The sequence below is a fragment of the Acerihabitans sp. genome, from assembly GCF_036398755.1.
In the GTDB taxonomy this organism is placed as follows: Bacteria; Pseudomonadota; Gammaproteobacteria; order Enterobacterales; family Enterobacteriaceae; genus Acerihabitans.
On the sequence record NZ_DASWOM010000020.1, the window covers coordinates 1 to 18482 of the forward strand.

19 protein-coding genes are annotated in these 18482 nt (G+C 58.5%); 9 read left to right on the forward strand and 10 right to left on the reverse strand.

Going from position 1 to position 18482, the window contains the following annotated elements:
- The 4 genes from VGC33_RS03960 to VGC33_RS03975 form a co-directional block, all read right to left on the reverse strand.
- The coding region (locus VGC33_RS03960; RefSeq protein ID WP_331119275.1) for a hypothetical protein at positions 1–450 on the reverse strand (450 nt) is incomplete at its 3' end.
- Between the two features lie 229 nt (positions 451–679).
- Positions 680–2017, reverse strand: coding sequence for an argininosuccinate synthase (argG, locus tag VGC33_RS03965; protein ID WP_331119277.1), 1338 nt, complete (start codon positions 2015–2017; stop codon positions 680–682).
- Positions 2018–2615: 598 nt separating this feature from the next.
- Positions 2616–4397 (reverse strand): sensor histidine kinase, encoded by a 1782-nt coding sequence (locus tag VGC33_RS03970; RefSeq protein ID WP_331119279.1) that lies wholly within the window; start codon positions 4395–4397, stop codon positions 2616–2618.
- Positions 4397–5047, reverse strand: a complete 651-nt coding sequence (locus VGC33_RS03975; RefSeq protein WP_331119282.1) for a response regulator — start codon at positions 5045–5047, stop codon at positions 4397–4399. The genes VGC33_RS03970 and VGC33_RS03975 overlap by 1 nt, the downstream gene beginning before the upstream one ends.
- Positions 5048–5404: 357 nt before the next feature.
- On the opposite strand from VGC33_RS03975, the gene VGC33_RS03980 reads away from it, so the two are divergent.
- The 9 genes from VGC33_RS03980 (at position 5405) to VGC33_RS04020 (ending at position 11881) form a co-directional block, all read left to right on the forward strand.
- A complete protein-coding gene (locus VGC33_RS03980) occupies positions 5405–6034 on the forward strand; it encodes a LysE family translocator (protein WP_331119284.1) in 630 nt (209 codons plus the stop codon).
- A gap of 274 nt (positions 6035–6308) precedes the next feature.
- The gene (gene srlA / locus VGC33_RS03985) at positions 6309–6857 is read left to right on the forward strand and encodes a PTS glucitol/sorbitol transporter subunit IIC (protein WP_331119286.1); all 549 of its coding nucleotides are present in this window, start codon (positions 6309–6311) and stop codon (positions 6855–6857) included.
- Positions 6858–6872: 15 nt separating this feature from the next.
- Positions 6873–7898 (forward strand): PTS glucitol/sorbitol transporter subunit IIB, encoded by a 1026-nt coding sequence (gene srlE, locus VGC33_RS03990; RefSeq protein WP_331119288.1) that lies wholly within the window; start codon positions 6873–6875, stop codon positions 7896–7898.
- 23 nt (positions 7899–7921) lie between these two features.
- Positions 7922–8284 carry a PTS glucitol/sorbitol transporter subunit IIA gene (gene srlB / locus VGC33_RS03995; RefSeq protein WP_331119290.1) on the forward strand — a complete coding sequence of 121 codons (363 nt, stop codon included), beginning with the start codon at positions 7922–7924 and terminating at the stop codon, positions 8282–8284.
- A gap of 24 nt (positions 8285–8308) precedes the next feature.
- Entirely contained in the window at positions 8309–9088 is a 780-nt protein-coding gene (gene srlD / locus VGC33_RS04000) for a sorbitol-6-phosphate dehydrogenase (RefSeq protein WP_331119293.1), read from the forward strand.
- A gap of 59 nt (positions 9089–9147) precedes the next feature.
- A complete protein-coding gene (gutM, locus tag VGC33_RS04005) occupies positions 9148–9510 on the forward strand; it encodes a transcriptional regulator GutM (protein WP_331119295.1) in 363 nt (120 codons plus the stop codon).
- A 97-nt stretch (positions 9511–9607) separates the two neighbouring features.
- Positions 9608–10381 (forward strand): glucitol operon DNA-binding transcriptional repressor SrlR, encoded by a 774-nt coding sequence (gene srlR, locus VGC33_RS04010; RefSeq protein WP_331119297.1) that lies wholly within the window; start codon positions 9608–9610, stop codon positions 10379–10381.
- The gene (gutQ, locus tag VGC33_RS04015; protein ID WP_331119299.1) at positions 10374–11339 is read left to right on the forward strand and encodes an arabinose-5-phosphate isomerase GutQ; all 966 of its coding nucleotides are present in this window, start codon (positions 10374–10376) and stop codon (positions 11337–11339) included. Before srlR ends, gutQ begins: the two co-directional genes overlap by 8 nt.
- Positions 11340–11458: 119 nt before the next feature.
- Positions 11459–11881 carry a DoxX family protein gene (locus VGC33_RS04020; protein WP_331119301.1) on the forward strand — a complete coding sequence of 141 codons (423 nt, stop codon included), beginning with the start codon at positions 11459–11461 and terminating at the stop codon, positions 11879–11881.
- 43 nt (positions 11882–11924) lie between these two features.
- Here the strand turns inward: VGC33_RS04020 and arsB are convergent, their stop codons facing one another.
- The 6 genes from arsB to VGC33_RS04050 all read right to left on the reverse strand — a co-directional run bounded on the left by arsB (position 11925) and on the right by VGC33_RS04050 (position 18420).
- Positions 11925–13214 carry an arsenic transporter gene (gene arsB / locus VGC33_RS04025; protein WP_331119303.1) on the reverse strand — a complete coding sequence of 430 codons (1290 nt, stop codon included), beginning with the start codon at positions 13212–13214 and terminating at the stop codon, positions 11925–11927.
- A gap of 18 nt (positions 13215–13232) precedes the next feature.
- The gene (locus VGC33_RS04030; RefSeq protein ID WP_331119305.1) at positions 13233–14465 is read right to left on the reverse strand and encodes an MFS transporter; all 1233 of its coding nucleotides are present in this window, start codon (positions 14463–14465) and stop codon (positions 13233–13235) included.
- Positions 14466–14534: 69 nt separating this feature from the next.
- Positions 14535–15515, reverse strand: a complete 981-nt coding sequence (locus VGC33_RS04035; protein ID WP_331119307.1) for an ABC transporter ATP-binding protein — start codon at positions 15513–15515, stop codon at positions 14535–14537.
- On the reverse strand, positions 15512–16546 hold the full coding sequence (locus tag VGC33_RS04040) for an ABC transporter ATP-binding protein (RefSeq protein ID WP_331119309.1): 1035 nt from the start codon (positions 16544–16546) through the stop codon (positions 15512–15514). The genes VGC33_RS04035 and VGC33_RS04040 overlap by 4 nt, the downstream gene beginning before the upstream one ends.
- A gap of 5 nt (positions 16547–16551) precedes the next feature.
- Positions 16552–17406, reverse strand: coding sequence for an ABC transporter permease (locus tag VGC33_RS04045; RefSeq protein WP_331119311.1), 855 nt, complete (start codon positions 17404–17406; stop codon positions 16552–16554).
- A 66-nt stretch (positions 17407–17472) separates the two neighbouring features.
- Positions 17473–18420, reverse strand: coding sequence for an ABC transporter permease (locus tag VGC33_RS04050; protein ID WP_331119313.1), 948 nt, complete (start codon positions 18418–18420; stop codon positions 17473–17475).
- Positions 18421–18482: the final 62 nt, after the last annotated feature.

The following is an 18482-nucleotide window of genomic DNA, read 5'->3' on the forward strand; positions in this document are numbered from 1 at the left end:
ACTGCCGTGACGGTTAACTTCCGTCAGCAGCGTGTCACGGATATAGGTTTTCAGCTTGATGTTATAAATGACATGGCTTCCGGTGCCGCCCTGATAGGTGGGAGGGCAGGCTCCATTCTTCGCCACGGGATTGCGGTAGAGGTTTTTAACCGGTTTTGCGACGGCCTGATCCAACCATGCCTCGCCAGTTTCGCAAAATACGGCGTCTGGGTCGGGGACGTTTGATAATGGGGCATAACTCGCGAGACTTGCGGTGGCCAAACCGCGGGCAGTAGCGGCAAGGACCGGCGGACGCGTGCTCGTGTGCGAGGTGCCATTAATACCTGAATGGGTATTGACGTTGTTGATAGCGGCTAACCGGTGGGTTAACGGGGTACTGGCCCGACTCATGCCAGCCGTATTTTCACATATTGACCGGTGTGATGTAATGGGATTGAATTCTGTCGTCATGGCGCCTGTTTCTTCGAATAATAAACCATGGCTTTAATACGCGAAAAAAGACGCTAAGTAAAATAAATCGGGTTTTATGGAAACTTAATTAACTGTAAATAAAATAGCGGGGTAATTAAAAAATAATAATCGGTTAAAGGCGTTTTACCGTCAGTATTGACGGCGGCCGGCGCTACGATTGATAACCAACGCTGATAATACAGCGCCGGTTATCAGCAAAAATCATGATTTATTTGCCGGTTTTATCCTGTAGCTGCGGCAAGCCGCTGTTGTCGCTGGCGGACAGCAGGCCGGTGCTCATGTAGTCGATCAGTTTTTCCCGGGTATCGGCGATATCCAGGTTGCGCATGGTCAACTGCCCGATACGGTCTTCCGGCGAGAATACGGAATCGCCTTTTTCCATGGTCAGGCGCTCCGGCATATAGGTCAGGTTATCGGAGACGGTATTAAGGATGGAATAATCGTTGCCGCGCCGCAGTTCCAGCGTCACTTCGCCGGTAATCGCGCTGGCAATCCAGCGCTGCGACGCGTCGCGCAGCATCAGCGCCTGGGAATCGAACCAGCGCCCCTGGTAAAGCAGGCGGCCCAGCTGGCGGCCGTTGGCATGGTATTGCGCGATGGTGTCTTCGTTGTGAATGCCGGTCAGCAGGCGTTCGTAGGCGATATGCAGCAGCGCCATGCCGGGGGCTTCGTAGATGCCGCGGCTCTTGGCCTCGATGATGCGGTTTTCAATCTGATCGCTCATGCCCAGGCCGTGGCGGCCGCCAACCCGGTTGGCTTCCAGCATCAGCTCAACCTGGTTGCTGAAGGTGGCGCCGTTAATCGCCACCGGCAGGCCGCGTTCGAAGCGCAGCGTCACTTCCTCGGCAGGCACGCGCACAGCCTCGTCCCAGAATTTGACCCCCATGATGGGATTGACGATTTTTACGCTGGAGTTCAGGAACTCCAGTTCCTTGGCCTCATGGGTGGCGCCGAGGATATTGGAATCGGTCGAGTAGGCTTTTTCCGCCGACATTTTATAATCGAAGCCGGCCTGGGCCATGAATTCAGACATTTCATGGCGTCCGCCCAGCTCATCGATAAAGTCGGTGTCCAGCCAGGGTTTATAGATTTTGAGCTCGGCGTTGGTCAATAAACCGTAACGATAAAAGCGCTCGATATCGTTGCCTTTATAGGTGCTGCCGTCGCCCCAGATATTGACCCCGTCTTCTTTCATGGCGGCCACCAGCATGGTGCCGGTCACGGCGCGGCCCAGCGGCGTGGTGTTGAAGTAGGTCACCCCGGCGGTGCTGTTGTGAAAGGCGCCGCACTGCAGCGCGGCGATGCCTTCCGCCACCAGCTGCCGGCGGCAATCGATAAGGCGGGCCTTTTCCGCGCCGTAGGCCAGCGCCTTGCGCGGGATGGCGTCGTAATCATCCTCATCCGGCTGGCCCAGATTGGCGGTGTAGGCATAAGGCACCGCGCCTTTCTGACGCATCCACAGCAGCGCGGCGCTGGTGTCCAGGCCTCCCGAGAAGGCAATACCCACACGTTGGTTGACCGGAAGGTGCCTGAGAATCGTTTCCATTAATTAAGCCCTATAAGAAATGTACAGCATAATGTGCCATCAGCAGATACCCTCATCTTAAGGAAACTGAAGCGCAAACGCTACCCTGCAATGCACTGGATCTATGGCGGTGGCGGATGACTAGGGACGCGGGTTGGGGGAGGGGACGGCGCAATGCGCAATGACGGCGGGCGGAGGCCCGATAAAAAAACTATTTCACCCTGTGGCTTTGACGGGTGAAATAGCTTTTTATTAATAGGGATAATCCTATATTTAATGAAATAAGCGCAGTCTTTTCCTGGCTTTGATTTCAGTATATCTGTTAGGCAATCTTGTTTTACTTTTATTTTTTTGATGCATTAATAATGAAAATACCATTAAGGCCATTAACAAGATCAACCCTATTACTGGTAAAATGATTTGCATTTTATCACCTAGTGCAATAATAACGTAATATACTATGCTGTGTGTTTATTAATATGACGTGCAGAATACGCAGCATGCCCCTAATACCCCGCGAAATGCGCGGCGGCCAGCATCCTACTGACGCAAAGTGTACGCATCTATCGGCGGGTATGCATCCCCTGTTTACGGTATTATTTAAAGTATAATAAAGATGCTAGCCCAAAAAAGGGAGATATAACACAATTTCGGTGCCGCCCGGTCCCCCCCTTATCGTCAGGCGCAGGCCCAGCTTGCCGGCGCGCGCGCGCATGCCCGCCAGCCCGCGCGAACCGGGGCGGATGATATCGGGCAGCATGCCGTGGCCGTCGTCGGACACCCGGACCAGCACCTCCTCGCCCAGCGGTTTGACCTCGATCCGGATCCGGGAAGCCTGGGCATGCTGCAACGCATTATTGATGGCTTCCTGCACAATGCGCAGTATGGACAGCGCGGAGGCCGGCGTCAGGTAATTCAACGGCGGGATGGGCGCCACATCCCATTCAAGCGTAATCCCCAGCGCCCTCAGGCGCGGCTGGAGCCGAAAGCGCAGATTGCCCAGCAGCGGCAGCAGATCGTGCTCGGTCAGATCCAGCGAATCGATAATCAAGCGCAGATCCTGCAGCGACTCCTCGATATGGCGGGCCAGCTCCTCGGGGTCGGTATCGCTGCGGCGCGCCAGGCGCAGCGCGGTAATCAGCTGCGCGCCCATGCCGTCGTGCATGTCCTGCAATATACGCGCGCGTTCGGCGATAATCGCCGCGCGTTTTTCAATCTGGCTGCCTTCGCGATCGATGATGAACCTCTCGGCAAAGAAATAGATCATGACAAAACAAAAAGGCAGGGCGCCGACAAAACTCCAGCGAAAGCTGTCCCAAGGCAGCCATTCCATAATAATCAGGTAGGATTGGGCAACGCTCAGCGTCCATATCAGCGCGGTCAGCGACAGCGCGATAAGTTTAACGGATCGGGTCGTCCAGCCCCGCGCCAGCAGCAGGGCGATGGGCACCAGCCGCAGCAGCACATGGGGCCAGGTTATCAGCCAGGCGCGATCGGTCGCCTCGCCGAGAATCATCAGCGCCAGCACAACAACCACCGTCAGCAGGGTAACCCCGTGCAACAACGGCCCAAACCAGCGCAGCCGCGCGCCGCACAGGCGATAACCCGCCACGCACAGCGCCCAGTACATGACGGTGGTGATGATAACCCGCAGGGCTTCCTGTGCGCCCAGCGGAATAGTCAGGTCGGCGAGATAGGCGAGCAGCGTGGTCATTGATGCCAACAGGGCAAACTGAATGATAAACAGGCGTTTTTGCCGCCAGGTGTAGGCCACCAGGAAACACAGCGAACCGGCAATCAGCACCAGAAGGACATAGGGGACAATCACCTGCAGCAGATAGCGTTCAAACCACTGGTCGCGCAGGGGTAGCGCCGGCCCCAGGCGGATGGCGGACAGGCCGCTGCGCAGCGCGCTGTCTCCTTCCAGCCTGACGGCCAGCTGGTTGTCGCCGCTGTGGAATAACCCGGCGGGCAGCACGATATATAATGGCGATTCCTTCATCGGCACCACGTGCCGGCCGCTGGTATCGTTAAAACGCACGCCGGGGTTAAGCAGCGATCCGTTAAGCCAGACTTCGCCGGCCACGGAAAGGTGCGGCAGGTATAAGGCCAGCGGCCGCGCCGGCGGCGCGTCAAGATGAAAGTCCAGCCGATACCAGGCAATGCCGCTAAACGCCGGCAGCCGCAGGCGCCAGTTATCCGGCAACGCCACCGTGGCGCCATGCCGCGTGGGTGGCGTGGCATCGCGGCTGTAGATAAATTCCGCGCGATCCAGCAGCAGGATTTTCTCCGCCGCCGCCGCCGCGGTGGCGGGCTGGGCAGCGGCGCAGCCAAGCCAGGCGGAGCCCAGCAGCAGCGCCAGCGCCAGCCATGCCCATCGCCGCCGTTGGCGTGCGCCCATTAAATCAGGCCCTGATTCCGTGCCTGGATAAGGGCTTCCACGCGGTTATGAACGGCCAGTTTGCTGTAGATATTCTTGATATGGGTGGCGACGGTATGGGTTGAAATATTCAGCATGCGCGCGGATTCGGCCACGGTAAATCCCTGCGAAATATGCCGGAGAATATCGATTTCCCTCGCCGTCAGGCCGTCGGGGCGTAGCGCGGCGCTGGATTTTTCCGCCGGTTCGAACCTTTTGAGCAGATGACGGGCGATTTGCGGTGACAGGGGGGCGCCGCCGGCGTGCACCAGTTCAACCGCCCGGGCGAATTCATCAATGGAGGTATCTTTGAGCAGGTATCCGCGCGCGCCCGCCTCGATGGCGCGGATAACATGGGCTTCGTCGCCGAAGATGGTGGCGACCAGCACCGCGGTGCGCGATCCCTGCTGCTGCAATGATTTGATAAGCTCAATACCGTCGCCGTCGTGCAGGCCCAAATCGATAATGGCGACGTCCGCAACGGTATGGCGCAGCAACGCCGATGCATCGCCGAGAGTGGCGACGCTTCCCGCCAGTGTCAGGCGGGGATGGCTTAATACCATGGACTCGAACTCCATGCGCATGGGTTCGTCGTCTTCAACCAGTAACACCTTAATGCTGGAAGTATTCATGATTACGCCAAAGGGTTGGAGTTAAATTAATAAGCCCAAGAAAAATTGTCTATGGCCCTCTCCCGGATTGACACCTCCGAAACCAGACCGGATTGATTATATTTTTTTGATGAATTCAGCGCATTCAGTTTTACATGTAATAGCCGCATTGTGAAGAACCCGGTAACGTCCGATTAACACTCTTTTCGTTATCTTTACCTAAAAAGGGGATTTTGCCGCGTGATTATGGCGGTCGGCAAGAGGCGGCGGCCTACACGCCCTTCAGGCGGCGATCGTCCACGAAATCCCTGTTTTCGCTGATCATTGTTGCGTATCATGACCAGGACATTAACCCCACTGTGCCGGACGGACATCCTTATGCTGGATACTCAACTGCTGCCTTTTGCCGCCATCGCCCTGGGCCTGGTATTGACGCCGGGGCCGAATATGATTTATTTGATTTCCCGATCCGTCTGCCAGGGGCCGAAAGCAGGCATGATTTCGCTGGGCGGCGTGGCGCTGGGGTTTGTTTTCTATATGCTGTTCGCCGCGTTGGGCATTACGGCGTTATTAATGGCCGTCCCCTTTGCCTATGATGTATTGCGCTTTGCCGGGGCGTTGTACCTGCTTTATCTGGCCTGGCGGGCGGTAAGGCGCGGCGGATCGTCTCCCTTCCAGGTCAGGCGGTTGCCACGCGACAGCGCCCGCCGGCTGTTTACCATGGGGTTGCTGACGAATTTATTAAATCCCAAGGCGGCCATACTTTATCTTTCGCTGCTGCCGCAGTTTATCATTCCGGCCAACGGCCATATTCTGAGCCAGTCGATGCTGCTCGGTTTCACGCAAATTATCATCAGCGTCAGCGTGAATGCCCTGATTGCACTATCGGCGGCCCATATCGCCGCCTTTTTCGGCACCCGGCCGCTATGGCTTACCCTGCAGCGCTGGGTAATGGCCAGCGTGCTGGCGGGGCTTGCATTGCGCATCGCGGTCGATGGGCGACGCTAATATCGGTTTTACTTCATAACGCGGATGTTTGCCGCATTCCCCCTTGAGCCGCCGCGTCTTACCAGACCCTCTTTTCCAGCAAAGCATCCGCAAATATTTCATTGGAAACGCAAAAACAATCGATAATATTTCATTTCAAAAGAAATAACTTTCAAAACGTGATGTATATCTAACAAACCATAACGTGAGTCGCCTATCTTAGGCAGTGAAAGACGTCGACGTCGGTATCGACAAAGGTGCTTTCCCTGGTTCTTACCCTGAAATGGAGAAAAATATGATTGACGTGATCGCCCACGGCGCCGAGTGGTTTATCGGCCTGTTTCAAAAAGGCGGTTCGGTGTTTGTCGGCATGGTGACCGGCATCCTCCCGCTGCTTATCAGTTTATTGGTCATTATGAACGCCCTGATCGTCTTTGTCGGCCAGAGCAGAATTGAACGCCTGGCCCAGCGCTGCGCGGGTAATCCGGTCTCGCGGTATCTGCTGCTGCCGGTTATCGGCACCTTTGTCTTTTGCAACCCCATGACCTTGAGTCTCGGGCGTTTTATGCCGGAAAAATATAAACCCAGCTATTACGCCGCCGCCTCGTACAGCTGCCACTCCATGAACGGCCTGTTTCCCCATATCAACCCGGGCGAACTGTTTGTCTATCTCGGCATCGCCAACGGGCTGACCACCCTGAACCTGCCGTTGGGGCCGTTGGCGGTCAGTTACCTTCTGGTCGGCATGTTCACCAATTTTTTCCGCGGGTGGATAACCGATCTGACCACCTCGATATTTGAACGCAAAATGCATATCCAACTTGATCAACAGGTTCGCTTGTAATCCCAGGAGAGGGCGATGAATAAATTTATTCGTATCGAGAAAGGCGAAAGCGGCTGGGGCGGGCCCCTGGTGATTGAGGCCGTGCCGGACAAAAAAGTGGTGTACATCACGGCGGGCACGCGTCCGGCGATTGTCGATCGCCTCAGCCAGCTCACCGGCTGGCCGACCGTGGACGCGTTCAAGGAGGGTGAACCGCCGGTGGACGAAATCGGCGTGGTGGTCATAGACTGCGGCGGCACGCTGCGCTGCGGCATCTACCCCAAACGGCGCATTCCCACGGTCAATATCCATGCCACCGGCCGCTCCGGTCCGCTGGCGCAGTTTATCCTGGAAGACATTTATGTCTCCGGCGTGCGTGAGCAGAATATCCAACTGCTGTCGGATGAAGATCCCCAGCCGGTTGACGGGTTGCCCCGTGCCCAGACCACAGGCGAGAGCGCCCAGGACAAAGGGACGCAGGCAAAAGCCGCCGGCCGTGATTACGACACCAGTAAAAAGATCACCGAACAAAGCGACGGGCTGCTGGCGAAAGTCGGGATGGGCATGGGATCGGTGGTGGCGGTGTTTTTCCAGGCCGGGCGTGAAACCATTGATACCGTACTGAAAACCATCCTGCCTTTTATGGCCTTTGTCTCGGCGCTTATCGGCATCATCATCGCCTCGGGCCTGGGGGATTTTATCGCCCACGGCCTGACGCCGCTGGCCAACAGTCCCATCGGCCTGGTGACGCTGGCGCTGATCTGCTCCTTTCCGCTGTTGTCACCCTTTCTCGGTCCAGGGGCGGTTATCGCGCAGGTTATCGGCGTCCTGGTCGGCGTGCAGATCGGCCAGGGTCATATTCCTCCTCATCTGGCGCTGCCGGCGCTGTTCGCCATTAATGCCCAGGCGGCCGCCGATTTTATCCCGGTCGGGTTGTCATTGGCCGAAGCCAAGCAGGATACGGTCAGGGTTGGCGTGCCTTCGGTGCTGGTCGGCCGCTTCCTGACCGGCGCGCCCACCGTATTGCTGGCCTGGGCGGTATCCGGGTTTATTTATCAATAAAGTTATCGAATCAGGGAGTATTTATGCAGACGATTTACCAGACCACCTTTACGCGTGTCGGTGATTACGCGCGCGAATCGCTGGCCGACCATATGCTCATCACCTTCCGTGAAGGTGCGCCGGAGGATATCGAAGCCTATTGTTTTATCCATCGTCACGGCGATATGCAGGGGGAACTGCGGGCCGGTGAGACCCTGACCCTGGCGAACGCGGTGTTCCCCATCACGGCGGTGGGCGAAGTGGCGACCAGCAACCTGCGAGAACTGGGCCATATCACCATACGGTTTGATGGCGCGGCGCGGGCCGAATATCCCGGCACCATCCATGTCGCGGGGCCGACCCCAACAGATATTCCCGTCGGCAGCGTATTAGCCATTCTGTCTTAATTTATTACTATGCAGGAGCAGTTTATGAAGCAGGTTGCGGTAGTCATTGGTGGTGGTCAAACCCTCGGCGCTTTTTTATGCGCGGGATTGGCGGCGGCCGGTTATAAGGTAGCGGTGGCCGATTTAAATGCGCAGCATGCCTGGCAGGTCGCGTCCGATATCAACACCCGTCTGGGTGAGGATACGGCATTCGGTTTTGGCGTCGACGCGACGAATGAAGAGAGCGTAACGCGGTTGGCGCAACAGGTCGACCAGCAGTTCGGCCAGTTGAACCTGCTGGTCTACAGCGCGGGTCTGGCCAAGGCCGCGCCCATTACCCAGTTTAATCTGGTGGATTTTGATTTATCATTGCAGGTTAATCTGGTGGGCTATTTCCTGTGCGCGCGCGAGTTTACCAAACTGATGATCCGTGACGGCATCGCCGGACGGATTATCCAGATAAATTCCAAATCGGGCAAAGTGGGCAGTAAACATAATTCGGGTTATAGCGCCGCCAAGTTCGGCGGCGTGGGGCTGACCCAATCGCTGGCGCTGGATTTGGCGGAGTACGGCATCACCGTTCATTCGCTGATGTTGGGTAATCTGCTTAAATCGCCCATGTTCCAGTCACTGTTGCCGCAGTACGCGCAAAAGCTCGGCCTGCGCGCGGATCAGGTCGAACAGTATTATATCGACAAAGTCCCGCTGAAACGCGGCTGCGAGTACCAGGATGTGCTGAATACGCTGCTGTTTTACGCCAGTGACAAAGCGTCCTACTGTACCGGGCAATCCATCAATATTACCGGCGGGCAGGTGATGTTCTGACTGGACGGCCCCCGCCGGAAGCCTCCGGCGGGGCAATGATTCCTGGAGGAGAACCACGGATGAGTGCAACGGCGCTGCTGGTGTCCATCGCGGTACTGGCCTGGGTGGGTCAAATTATCCTGGGCGGATGGCAAATCCGCTGCTTTAACCGCGCCTTTGACGCCCTGTGCCTGCAAGGCGCGGTGGGCGTGGGGCGCTCCGCCGGCCGTTTTAAGGCCAGGGTGGTGCTGGCGTTGGTCTTTGATGGCGAACAGCGGGTGTGCGACGGTTTTGTGCTGCGCGGCATTACGGTATTTGCCCGGCCACGGCGGCTGACGGCGCTCATCGGCCTGTCAAAAGAACAGCTTATCCCCTATGTGGTGTTCCCGAAAGATCCGGCATTGCAAATCGCGCTGTCATTAGCGATAAAACCGACATTATGATATTTTCATTTTAAAAGCTAACGCCTTTTATTTGGAATGATATTCAAGGTATAATGTTCGGCAGGACGTAATCTCACCTGTCGGTTCGGAAATCGTTATGAAACCAAAGCAACGCTGCGCGGCCATTCTGGAACACTTGCAAACGCACGGTAAAACGGCCGTGGAGGAACTGGCCAGCCGTTTTGCCACCACCGGCACCACCATTCGCAAGGATTTAACCTTATTGGAAAAGGAAGGGGCGGTTATCCGCACCTATGGCGGGGTGGTATTAAGCCGGGAGGAGGGCGATCAGCCCATCGACCGCAAAACGCATATCAATACCGCCAAGAAAAAACAGATTGCCCGCCGGGCCGCCGGCCTGATTAACGACGGCGATTCACTGATCTTCGACGCCGGCAGCACCGTGCTGCAGATGGTGCCCTACCTGGCGCAGTTCAACAATATTACCGTGATGACCAATAGCCTGACGATAGTCAATGAACTGGTGGAGTTGGATAACGATCAGACCATCCTGATGCCCGGGGGGACCTACCGTAAAAACTCGGCGTCGTTTCATGGCAGCCTGGCGGAAGCGGCGTTTTCCCATTTCAGTTTCGATAAATTATTTATCGGCGCGGATGGGGTGGACCTGAACGCGGGCGTGACCACCTTCAACGAAGTCCATACGGTCAGCCAGGCGATGTGCCGCGCGGCGCAACAGCTGATCCTGCTGGTGGATTCCTCGAAATTCGGCCGTAAAAGTCCTAATGTGGTCTGCGAGCTGGGCGCCGTGCATATGCTGATCACCGACCGCGGTATCAACCCGGTTTATCTGACCGCGCTGCGGGATAGGGGCATCGAGGTGATGCTGGTGGGAGAAGAGGATGAGTGACATCTTGCTGGAGTATGCGCGGGAAACGCTTGATATCGAGATAACCGAAGCGCGGCGCATGCGCGACCGCCTGGACGGCAGCGTGACGCGCGCCTGCCGGCTATTGCTCGACTGCCGGGGCAAGGTGGTGATTTCCGGCATGGGAAAATCGGGGCATATCGGCAAAAAAATTGCCGCGTCGCTGGCCAGCACCGGCACGCCGGCCTTTTTTGTCCATCCCGCCGAGGCGCTGCATGGCGACCTGGGCATGATAGGCAGCCAGGATGTGGTGGTGTTTATCTCTTATTCCGGCCGAGCCCAGGAGCTGCGGCTGATTTTGCCGCTGCTGGCCGAAAGCGGCATCCCGGTGGTGGCCATCACGGGCAACGCAGATTCACCGCTGGCGCAGGCCGCCGCCTGCGTATTGGATATCGGCGTGGAGCGGGAAGCCTGCCCGATGGGGCTGGCGCCCACCTCGAGCGCGGTGAATACCCTGATGATCGGCGACGCGCTGGCCATGGCGCTGATGCGTTACCGCGGGTTCGACGCCGAGCAGTTTGCCCGCTCGCATCCCGGCGGCAGCCTGGGCGCCAGTCTGTTAAACCGCGTGCAGCATGTGATGCGCCGCGACGACCGCTTGCCCAGGATCAACCGGCAGGACAGCGTGCTGGACGCCATGCTGGAACTGAGCCGCACCGGCCTGGGCCTGGTGGCGGTATGCGATGCCGGAAATCGGGTGGCGGGCGTATTTACCGACGGCGACCTGCGCCGCTGGCTGGTTAAAGGCCATGGACTGGGCGAGTCCGTCGGGCAGGCCATGACCCAGCCGGGCTATCGGTTGCCGCAGGAGTGGCGAGCCGGTGCCGCGCTGGCGGCGCTGCACCAGCACCATATCACCGCCGCGCCGGTGGTGGACGCGGAGGGGCGGTTGGTCGGCGCGCTTAATCTGCACGATTTGCATCAGGCCGGGATTGGCTGATCAAAGAATGCCGGCGCAACGTCCTTTTTTGACTATCTTTGTCAATTTATTTGATTAGATGCCGGAAGTAATAACGCGTAACGTAGCCTTACGTTAAACGATTATTGAAGATAACCCTTATGCTTACTGCTTTTAATAATGGATTTGCACGTTTCGTGGATGGCCCCAACGCGGGTAAGCTGCTGCTACGCCTGACCTTTGGCATTTTGCTGCTGTTTCATGGTTATGCCAAAACCCAGCACGGCGTCGGCTGGATTGCCGATTTATTGCAAAGCCACGGTTTGCCCGGCTTTATCGCCTACGGCGCGTATATCGGCGAAATTATCGCGCCAATCATGATCATTTTCGGGTTTATAACGCGTCCGGCGGGACTGATTGTCGCCGTTAACCTGCTGGTGGCCACCCTGCTGGTCGGCATGGGACATTTTTATAAACTGACGGACGTCGGCGCCTGGGCATTGGAAACGGAAGCGCTCTATTTCTTCGGCGGCCTGATTATCATGCTGGTGGGGCCGGGCAGATATGCCATCATGAAAAACTGATCTTCCGGCGCGGCTTCGAAACGTTTCCCGGCCGCGCCGGTGGTTAAAACGGCAGCGACAGGCGCAGGGCCAATGCCGCCAGCGTCACCAGCAGTACCGGCAATGTCATCACTATCCCCACGCGAAAATAATATCCCCAGGAAATGCTCAAGTCCTTTTTTGCCAGCACATGCAGCCATAACAATGTCGCCAGGCTGCCGATGGGGGTGATTTTAGGCCCAAGATCGCAGCCGATCACATTGGCGTAAATCATCGCCTGTTTAATCACGCCGGTGGCGGTACTGCCTTCAATGGAGAGCGCCCCGACCAGCACGCTCGGCAGGTTATTCATGATGGAGGATAAAAACGCGGTCAGCAAGCCGGTGCCGAACGTTGCCATCCACAGGCCATGGCCGGCGAACCGGCTGAACAGATCGGACAGGGCGTGGGTCAGCCCGGCGTTGCGCAGGCCATACACCACCAGGTACATGCCGAGGGAAAAAATAACGATTTGCCAGGGAGCGCCGCGCAAGACTCTGCCGGTGTTGATGGCGCGGCCCTTTTTCGCCACAACCAACAGGATTAGCGCGCCGACGGCGGATATCAGGCTGACCGGCACGCCCAGCGGCTCCAGGCCGAAAAAACCGCCCAGCAGCATCAGGAGCACCACCCATCCGGTACGGAAGGTTGCCGGGTCGCGAATGGCATCTCTTGGCGCCGGCAGACGCGCGACGTCATATTTTGCCGGTAGCTCGCGCCGGAAAAACAGGTGTAGCGTAATAAGGGTGGCGGTCACGGCGGCAATATCGACCGGCACCATGACCGAGGCATAGGCGTTGAAACCCAGTTTAAAATAATCGGCCGAGACGATATTCACCAGGTTCGATACCACCAGCGGCAGGCTGGCGGTATCGGCGATAAATCCCGCCGCCATGACAAACGCCAGGGTGGTGCTGCGCTTGAACCCCAGCGCCAGCAGCATGGACATCACGATCGGGGTGAGGATCAGCGCCGCGCCGTCATTGGCGAATAAAGCGGAAACGGCGGCGCCCAGCAGGATGGTATAGCTGAACAGCCGCCGGCCCCGGCCGTTTCCCCAACGGCCGATATGCAGCGCCGCCCAGGCAAAAAAGCCGCATTCGTCGAGCAGCAGGCTGATAATGATGATGGCGATAAAGGTGGCGGTGGCATTCCAGACAATTTGCCACACCACGGCGATATCCGCCACCTGCACCACGCCGCTCGCGAGCGCCAGCCCGGCGCCCAGGGTGGCGCTCCAGCCGATGCCCATTCCCTTGGGCTGCCAGATAACCAATAGGATAGTGAATATGAAAATGGTGATGGCCGCTGCCATTGCGCCTCTCTGTAAAATTTATTTGGAGATGACCCTTAACGGCAGCAACAGCGGTAAAACGCCGATAAGCATCAGCGCGACAATGTTCAGCGCGGGGACAATACCGATACGATCGCCGATGGCGCCATAGACGATAGGCATCAAGGCGCCGCAGCCCAGGGAAATGGTATAAAAAATGGAAAAAGCGCGCGTCTGCTGGCCCGGTTTGGCCAGTTCCGCCACGGTGCCGTACAGGATGGAAGAGGTGCCGTTAAGCGCAATTCCGAGTGGCACCAGCAGCAGATAACTGGCGGTTAACGGGGTAAACAACAGGGCAATGATAAGGCCGGCGGTAAGGACTTCGCTGGCGGCCACGGTGCGTAAAATTCCAAGCCTGGGCGCCAGCGCGCCGCAGACCAGTTTACCGCAGGCGCCGCCGATGAAAATGGTGGTCAAGGCAAAACCGATGTCGGCCGGCGTGGCCCCCTTGGCCGCCAGTAAGAAAGGCAGGAAGGTCAGGGTGCCGGCGCGCGTGGCGTTATCCAGGCTGCCGATGACGCACAAGGATGTAAAGGCGAACCGGCGTTTGGCCTCGGGCACGCGCGGCGAGGTGGCGTAGGCGGCGCTTTCGCCGCCCGGCGCCGGCGCCGGCGTCGCGCCGGGCTGTCCGGCCACGGTTTTCGGCAATAAAAACAGCAGTCCGACCGCCACCAGGATGCCCAATACCGCAATCGCCCGGACCGACGACCCCCAGGCGATAAACAACAGCAAACCGGAAATCGCGCTGGGTATCAGGCACTTGCCGACGTCGCCGAAAAAATTATAGGTGCTGAGCGCCAGCCGGGTCTGCCGGACATTAAAATAGTGTGAAATATAGCTCGATGCCAGCGGGTGCTGCACGCTGGCGCCCATGCCGCCCACGATAATCAACGCCATCAGTTCGACGATGCCGCTTGAGAAGCCATATAAAAACAACGCCGCGGACAACAGCAGCGTTCCGGCGATCAACAGCCTGCGCTCGCCAAAGGATTTGCCCAGTTCCCCCGCCGGGATTTGCCAAACGGCGAGCGAGCCGGAAAAAAGCGTCTTGAGCAGCCCGATTTGCATCATGGACAGGCCGAACTGCTGTTGCCACACGGCGAACAGCAGGTAGTGCATATCGGTTGCGCCGTCATGATATAAATGCGCCAGACTGGCCGCGCCCAGCACTTTCCGCCCGGAGGCGGCAAGGGGTAAAGCCTGTTCAGGCTGAGAATCTTTTACCGTGGTCATAGCAATCCAGTTGATTATAAAGCCTGTCCACACAGGCGTCAGCGGCGTGGCCGTCTCGCCGCGCACCGTTCAGCCGGCAAGGTGGCAGGCAACATAATGCCTGTCGCCAGTGCTGCGATCAACCGGGATTTGCTCAAGGCAAAGCGGCATCGCGTGCGGACATTTGCCGCTGAAAACGCAGCCCCGGCCCTGGTGCGCCCCCGTATCGGCGCGCGGGACGGGCGCGATGGCCGCGGTGGTTTTCAGGCGCGGGTGGGACGGGGGAATCGAGGCCAGCAGGTATTGGGTATAGGGGTGGCGGGGATCGGTGAACAGCGCCTCCGTTGGCGCTTCCTCCACCAGGCGTCCCCGGTACATCACGCCGATACGATCGGCGATATGGTGCACGACGCTGAGATCGTGGGCGATAAATAAATAGGCGAAACCGCTTTCCCGCTGCAGCTCCAGCAGCAGATTGAGGATCTGCGACTGAATCGAGACATCCAGCGCCGACACCGGTTCGTCGCAGACGATAAGCCGGGGATTAAGCACCAGCGCTTTGGCGATGCCGACGCGCTGGCGCTGCCCGCCGGAAAATTCATGGGGATAACGCTTGGCGTCCGCCGGGCTGAAGCCCACCTTGGCAAGCAATCGGCCCACGCGGGCTTCCCGTTCGGCGCGATCGCCGATGCCGTGGATAATCAAGGGTTCCGCCACGCTGTAACCAATGGTGCGCTTGGGATCAAGCGAAGACAGCGGGTCCTGGAATATCATCTGGATATCCCTGCGCAAGGCGCGCAGCGGCGCGGCCGACAGGCTGAACATATCCTGTCCGGCAAAGTCGGCGCTTCCGGAGGTGGCGTCGGTAAGGCGCAGCAGCGTCCTGCCGGTGGTGCTCTTGCCGCTGCCCGACTCGCCCACCAGGGCGTAGGTTTCCCCCGGGTCAATATAAAAACTGACGTCATCCACCGCGTTAATCCACCGGCTGCGAAAGCCCTGGCGGACCTTGAATCTTTTCGTCAGGCGGCGGACGCTTAACAGGGGCGGCGGATAACCGGCGATAGGGTTCATGACGCTGATTCCCGCTCAAGTTGCTCCGCTTTCCAGCAGCGCACGGCGTGGCGCGGGCCTTCCGCGCCGGCCGCGCGCCGGTCCGGCAACGTTGCAAGCGGCGGGTGGCGCCGGCATATGTCGCCGGCAAACGGGCAGCGGGGCGCGAAACCGCAGCCGGCCGGGCTTTCGCTCAACGGCGGCACGCTGCCCTTGATTTCCGCCAGGCGGGATTGACGCGCGCCCCCAAGCGACGGGATGGCCGCCATCAATCCCCTGGTATACGGGTGCCGTGGCCGGTCAAACAACGTCATGACATCGGCTTCCTCCACTATTTCCCCCAGATACATGACGATTACCCGCTGGCACATCTGGGCGACGACCGACAAATCATGGGTAATCAGTACAATACCCATGCCGTTGGCGGCTTTGAGCGACTCCAGCACCTGGAGGATTTGCGCCTGGATCGTCACATCCAGCGCGGTGGTGGGTTCATCGGCAATCAGCAGCGCCGGATGGCAGGCAACGGCCATGGCGATCATGACCCGCTGGCGCATACCGCCCGAAATTTCATGGGGATAGGCGGCGAAACAGCGCGCCGGGTCGTTGATGCCCACCTGATCCAGCAGCCGGAGGACCCGCGCCTGACGCTGCCTGCGGGACAGGTCGGCGTGCAGCCGGAGGCTTTCGCCTATCTGGCGGCCGATGGTGAACAGCGGGTTTAAGCTGGACAGGGGATCCTGGAAGATCATGGCCAGCGTATTGCCCTGGATCGCGCGCCGCTCGCGCAGCGATAACCCCAGCAAGTCACGGCCGTTAAAGCGCACGCTGCCCTGCGTCTCGGTAATGCGTGGGTCCAGCAGTCCCATGATGGCTTCGGCGGTGACGCTTTTGCCGCACCCGGATTCACCGATAATGCCCAGGGTTTCATGTGCCTTCACCGCGAAGGACAGGCCGCGCACCGGCCTGACAATGCCCTGTTCAGTGGCTATTTTCACCACCAGGTCATGCACCGTGAGCAACGCGTCGCCGGATATCATACTGTTTTCCATAAAATCTAACGCCTGGTTCTTAATGTAGCCAGCACATGCCGTGGCAGGGGGCGGAGGGTGGGATCCAGCAGGTCGCGTATCCCGTCGCCGAGAATATTCAGGGCGAAGATCAGGACGATAATCGAGATGCCGGGGAAAAAGGTCATCCACCAGGAGGTAAAGATCACTTTTTTGCCTTCCAGTAACAAATTGCCCAGACTGGGGATTGGCGCCGGCACCCCTGAGCCGAGAAAGCTTAACGCCGCCTCGGTGAGGATGGCCACGGAAAAGATAAACGTCATCTGCACGATAAAAGGCGACATCACATTCGGCAGAATGTGGCGCCAGATAATGCGCCCGCTGGTCGCGCCCTGGGCGCGCAGTCCCTCGATATAATTCTTTTCCTTTATCACCAGCGCCGCCGAGCGCACCACCCGCGCAATGGAGGGGATGTACACTAATGACAGCGCCAGCACCACATTAAGGGTATTGGGTCCCAGGATGCCGACGATGGCAATGGCCAGCAGCAGCGAAGGGAAGGCGAACAGGCCGTCGCAAATGCGCATGGCAATCAGATCCACCGGCCGGTACCAGGCCGACAGCAGTCCGGTTATCAATCCGAATACGCCGGCGGCCGCGGCGACCGACAGTCCCACCAGCAGGGAGATGCGAATGGCGTAGGCTACCCGGGTAAACACATCGCGGCCAAAGTTATCGGTGCCGAACCAATGCTGCGCGGTCGGACTTTTCAACCGGCTGAGGGCATCAAGGGCATAAAGATCGTAAGGGCTGAAATAGCTTCCGGCCAGCGACAGCGTCACCAGCAGCAGCAGTATAACGCCGCCGGCCAACATCATTTTATGGCGCAGTAAACCCGGCATGGCGCGGCCCCCTTCTTATGGCATGGCATGGCGCCGTGCGATGCGGACATCTGTGCCGGCCCGGCATTATGCACCCACGTTAATGCGCGGGTCGATAAACCCAAACGACAGGTCGACCAGCAGGTTAATCAGCACGTAGCTGGTGGTAATCAACAGCACCGATCCCTGGATCACGGTAAAATCCCGTCGCTCGATGGAGTCGATAATCAACAATCCGACGCCTGGAATGCCGAATACGCTTTCAATCACGATGGCGCCGGTGACCAGGGAGCCGAAAGATTCGCCGCAGATATTCAGCACCGGGATCCAGGCGTTTTTAAACGCGTGGCGCAGCAATACCCAGCGCTCGGGAACGCCTTTGGCGCGCGCGGTCTTGATGTAATTCTCATTGAGCACGTCCAGCATCACCGCCCGGGTCATGCGCGCCAACAGCGCGGCAATGCGGATGGCCAGCGCCAGCGCCGGCAGGAACAGGTAATGCAGATTTTGCCACAGGCTCTGCGGGTCTGATTTATAGCCGATCACCGGGAACCAGCGCAGGTGGACGGCAAAAAAGAAAATCAGGAACAGGCCAAGCAGGAAACCCGGAATCGACAGTCCAAAGGTCGCCAACGCCATGATCAGGCGATCGGTAAAACGCCCGCGCCGGTACGCCGCCGCGATACCGCCCAGGATCCCGAGCAGCATGGCCATGGCCTGCGCCAGGAACGCCAGCGAGAGCGTGGGTTTAAGGTGCTGGGTGAACAGCGTCATCACGCTTTCCCGCATAAACAGCGATTGGCCCAGGTCGCCTTGCAGGATGCGGGAAAACCACAGCCAGAACTGCTCGGCCAGCGGCCGGTTAAGGCCAAGCCGGTCGCGCATCGCCAGCACGTCGTCCGGCCTGGCGTCATTGCCGAGAATGACCAGCACCGGATCGCCCGGCGCAAGATGCACCAGGCAGAATACCACCACCGCCACCACCAGCAGTACCGGGATCAACGCCAACAGCCGGTGCAACGCATACCATAGCATCTGCTTATCCTTGCCGGCCGTTACCGGGCCGGCGGCGGGCCGCGACAAAACCTGGGAGCGCC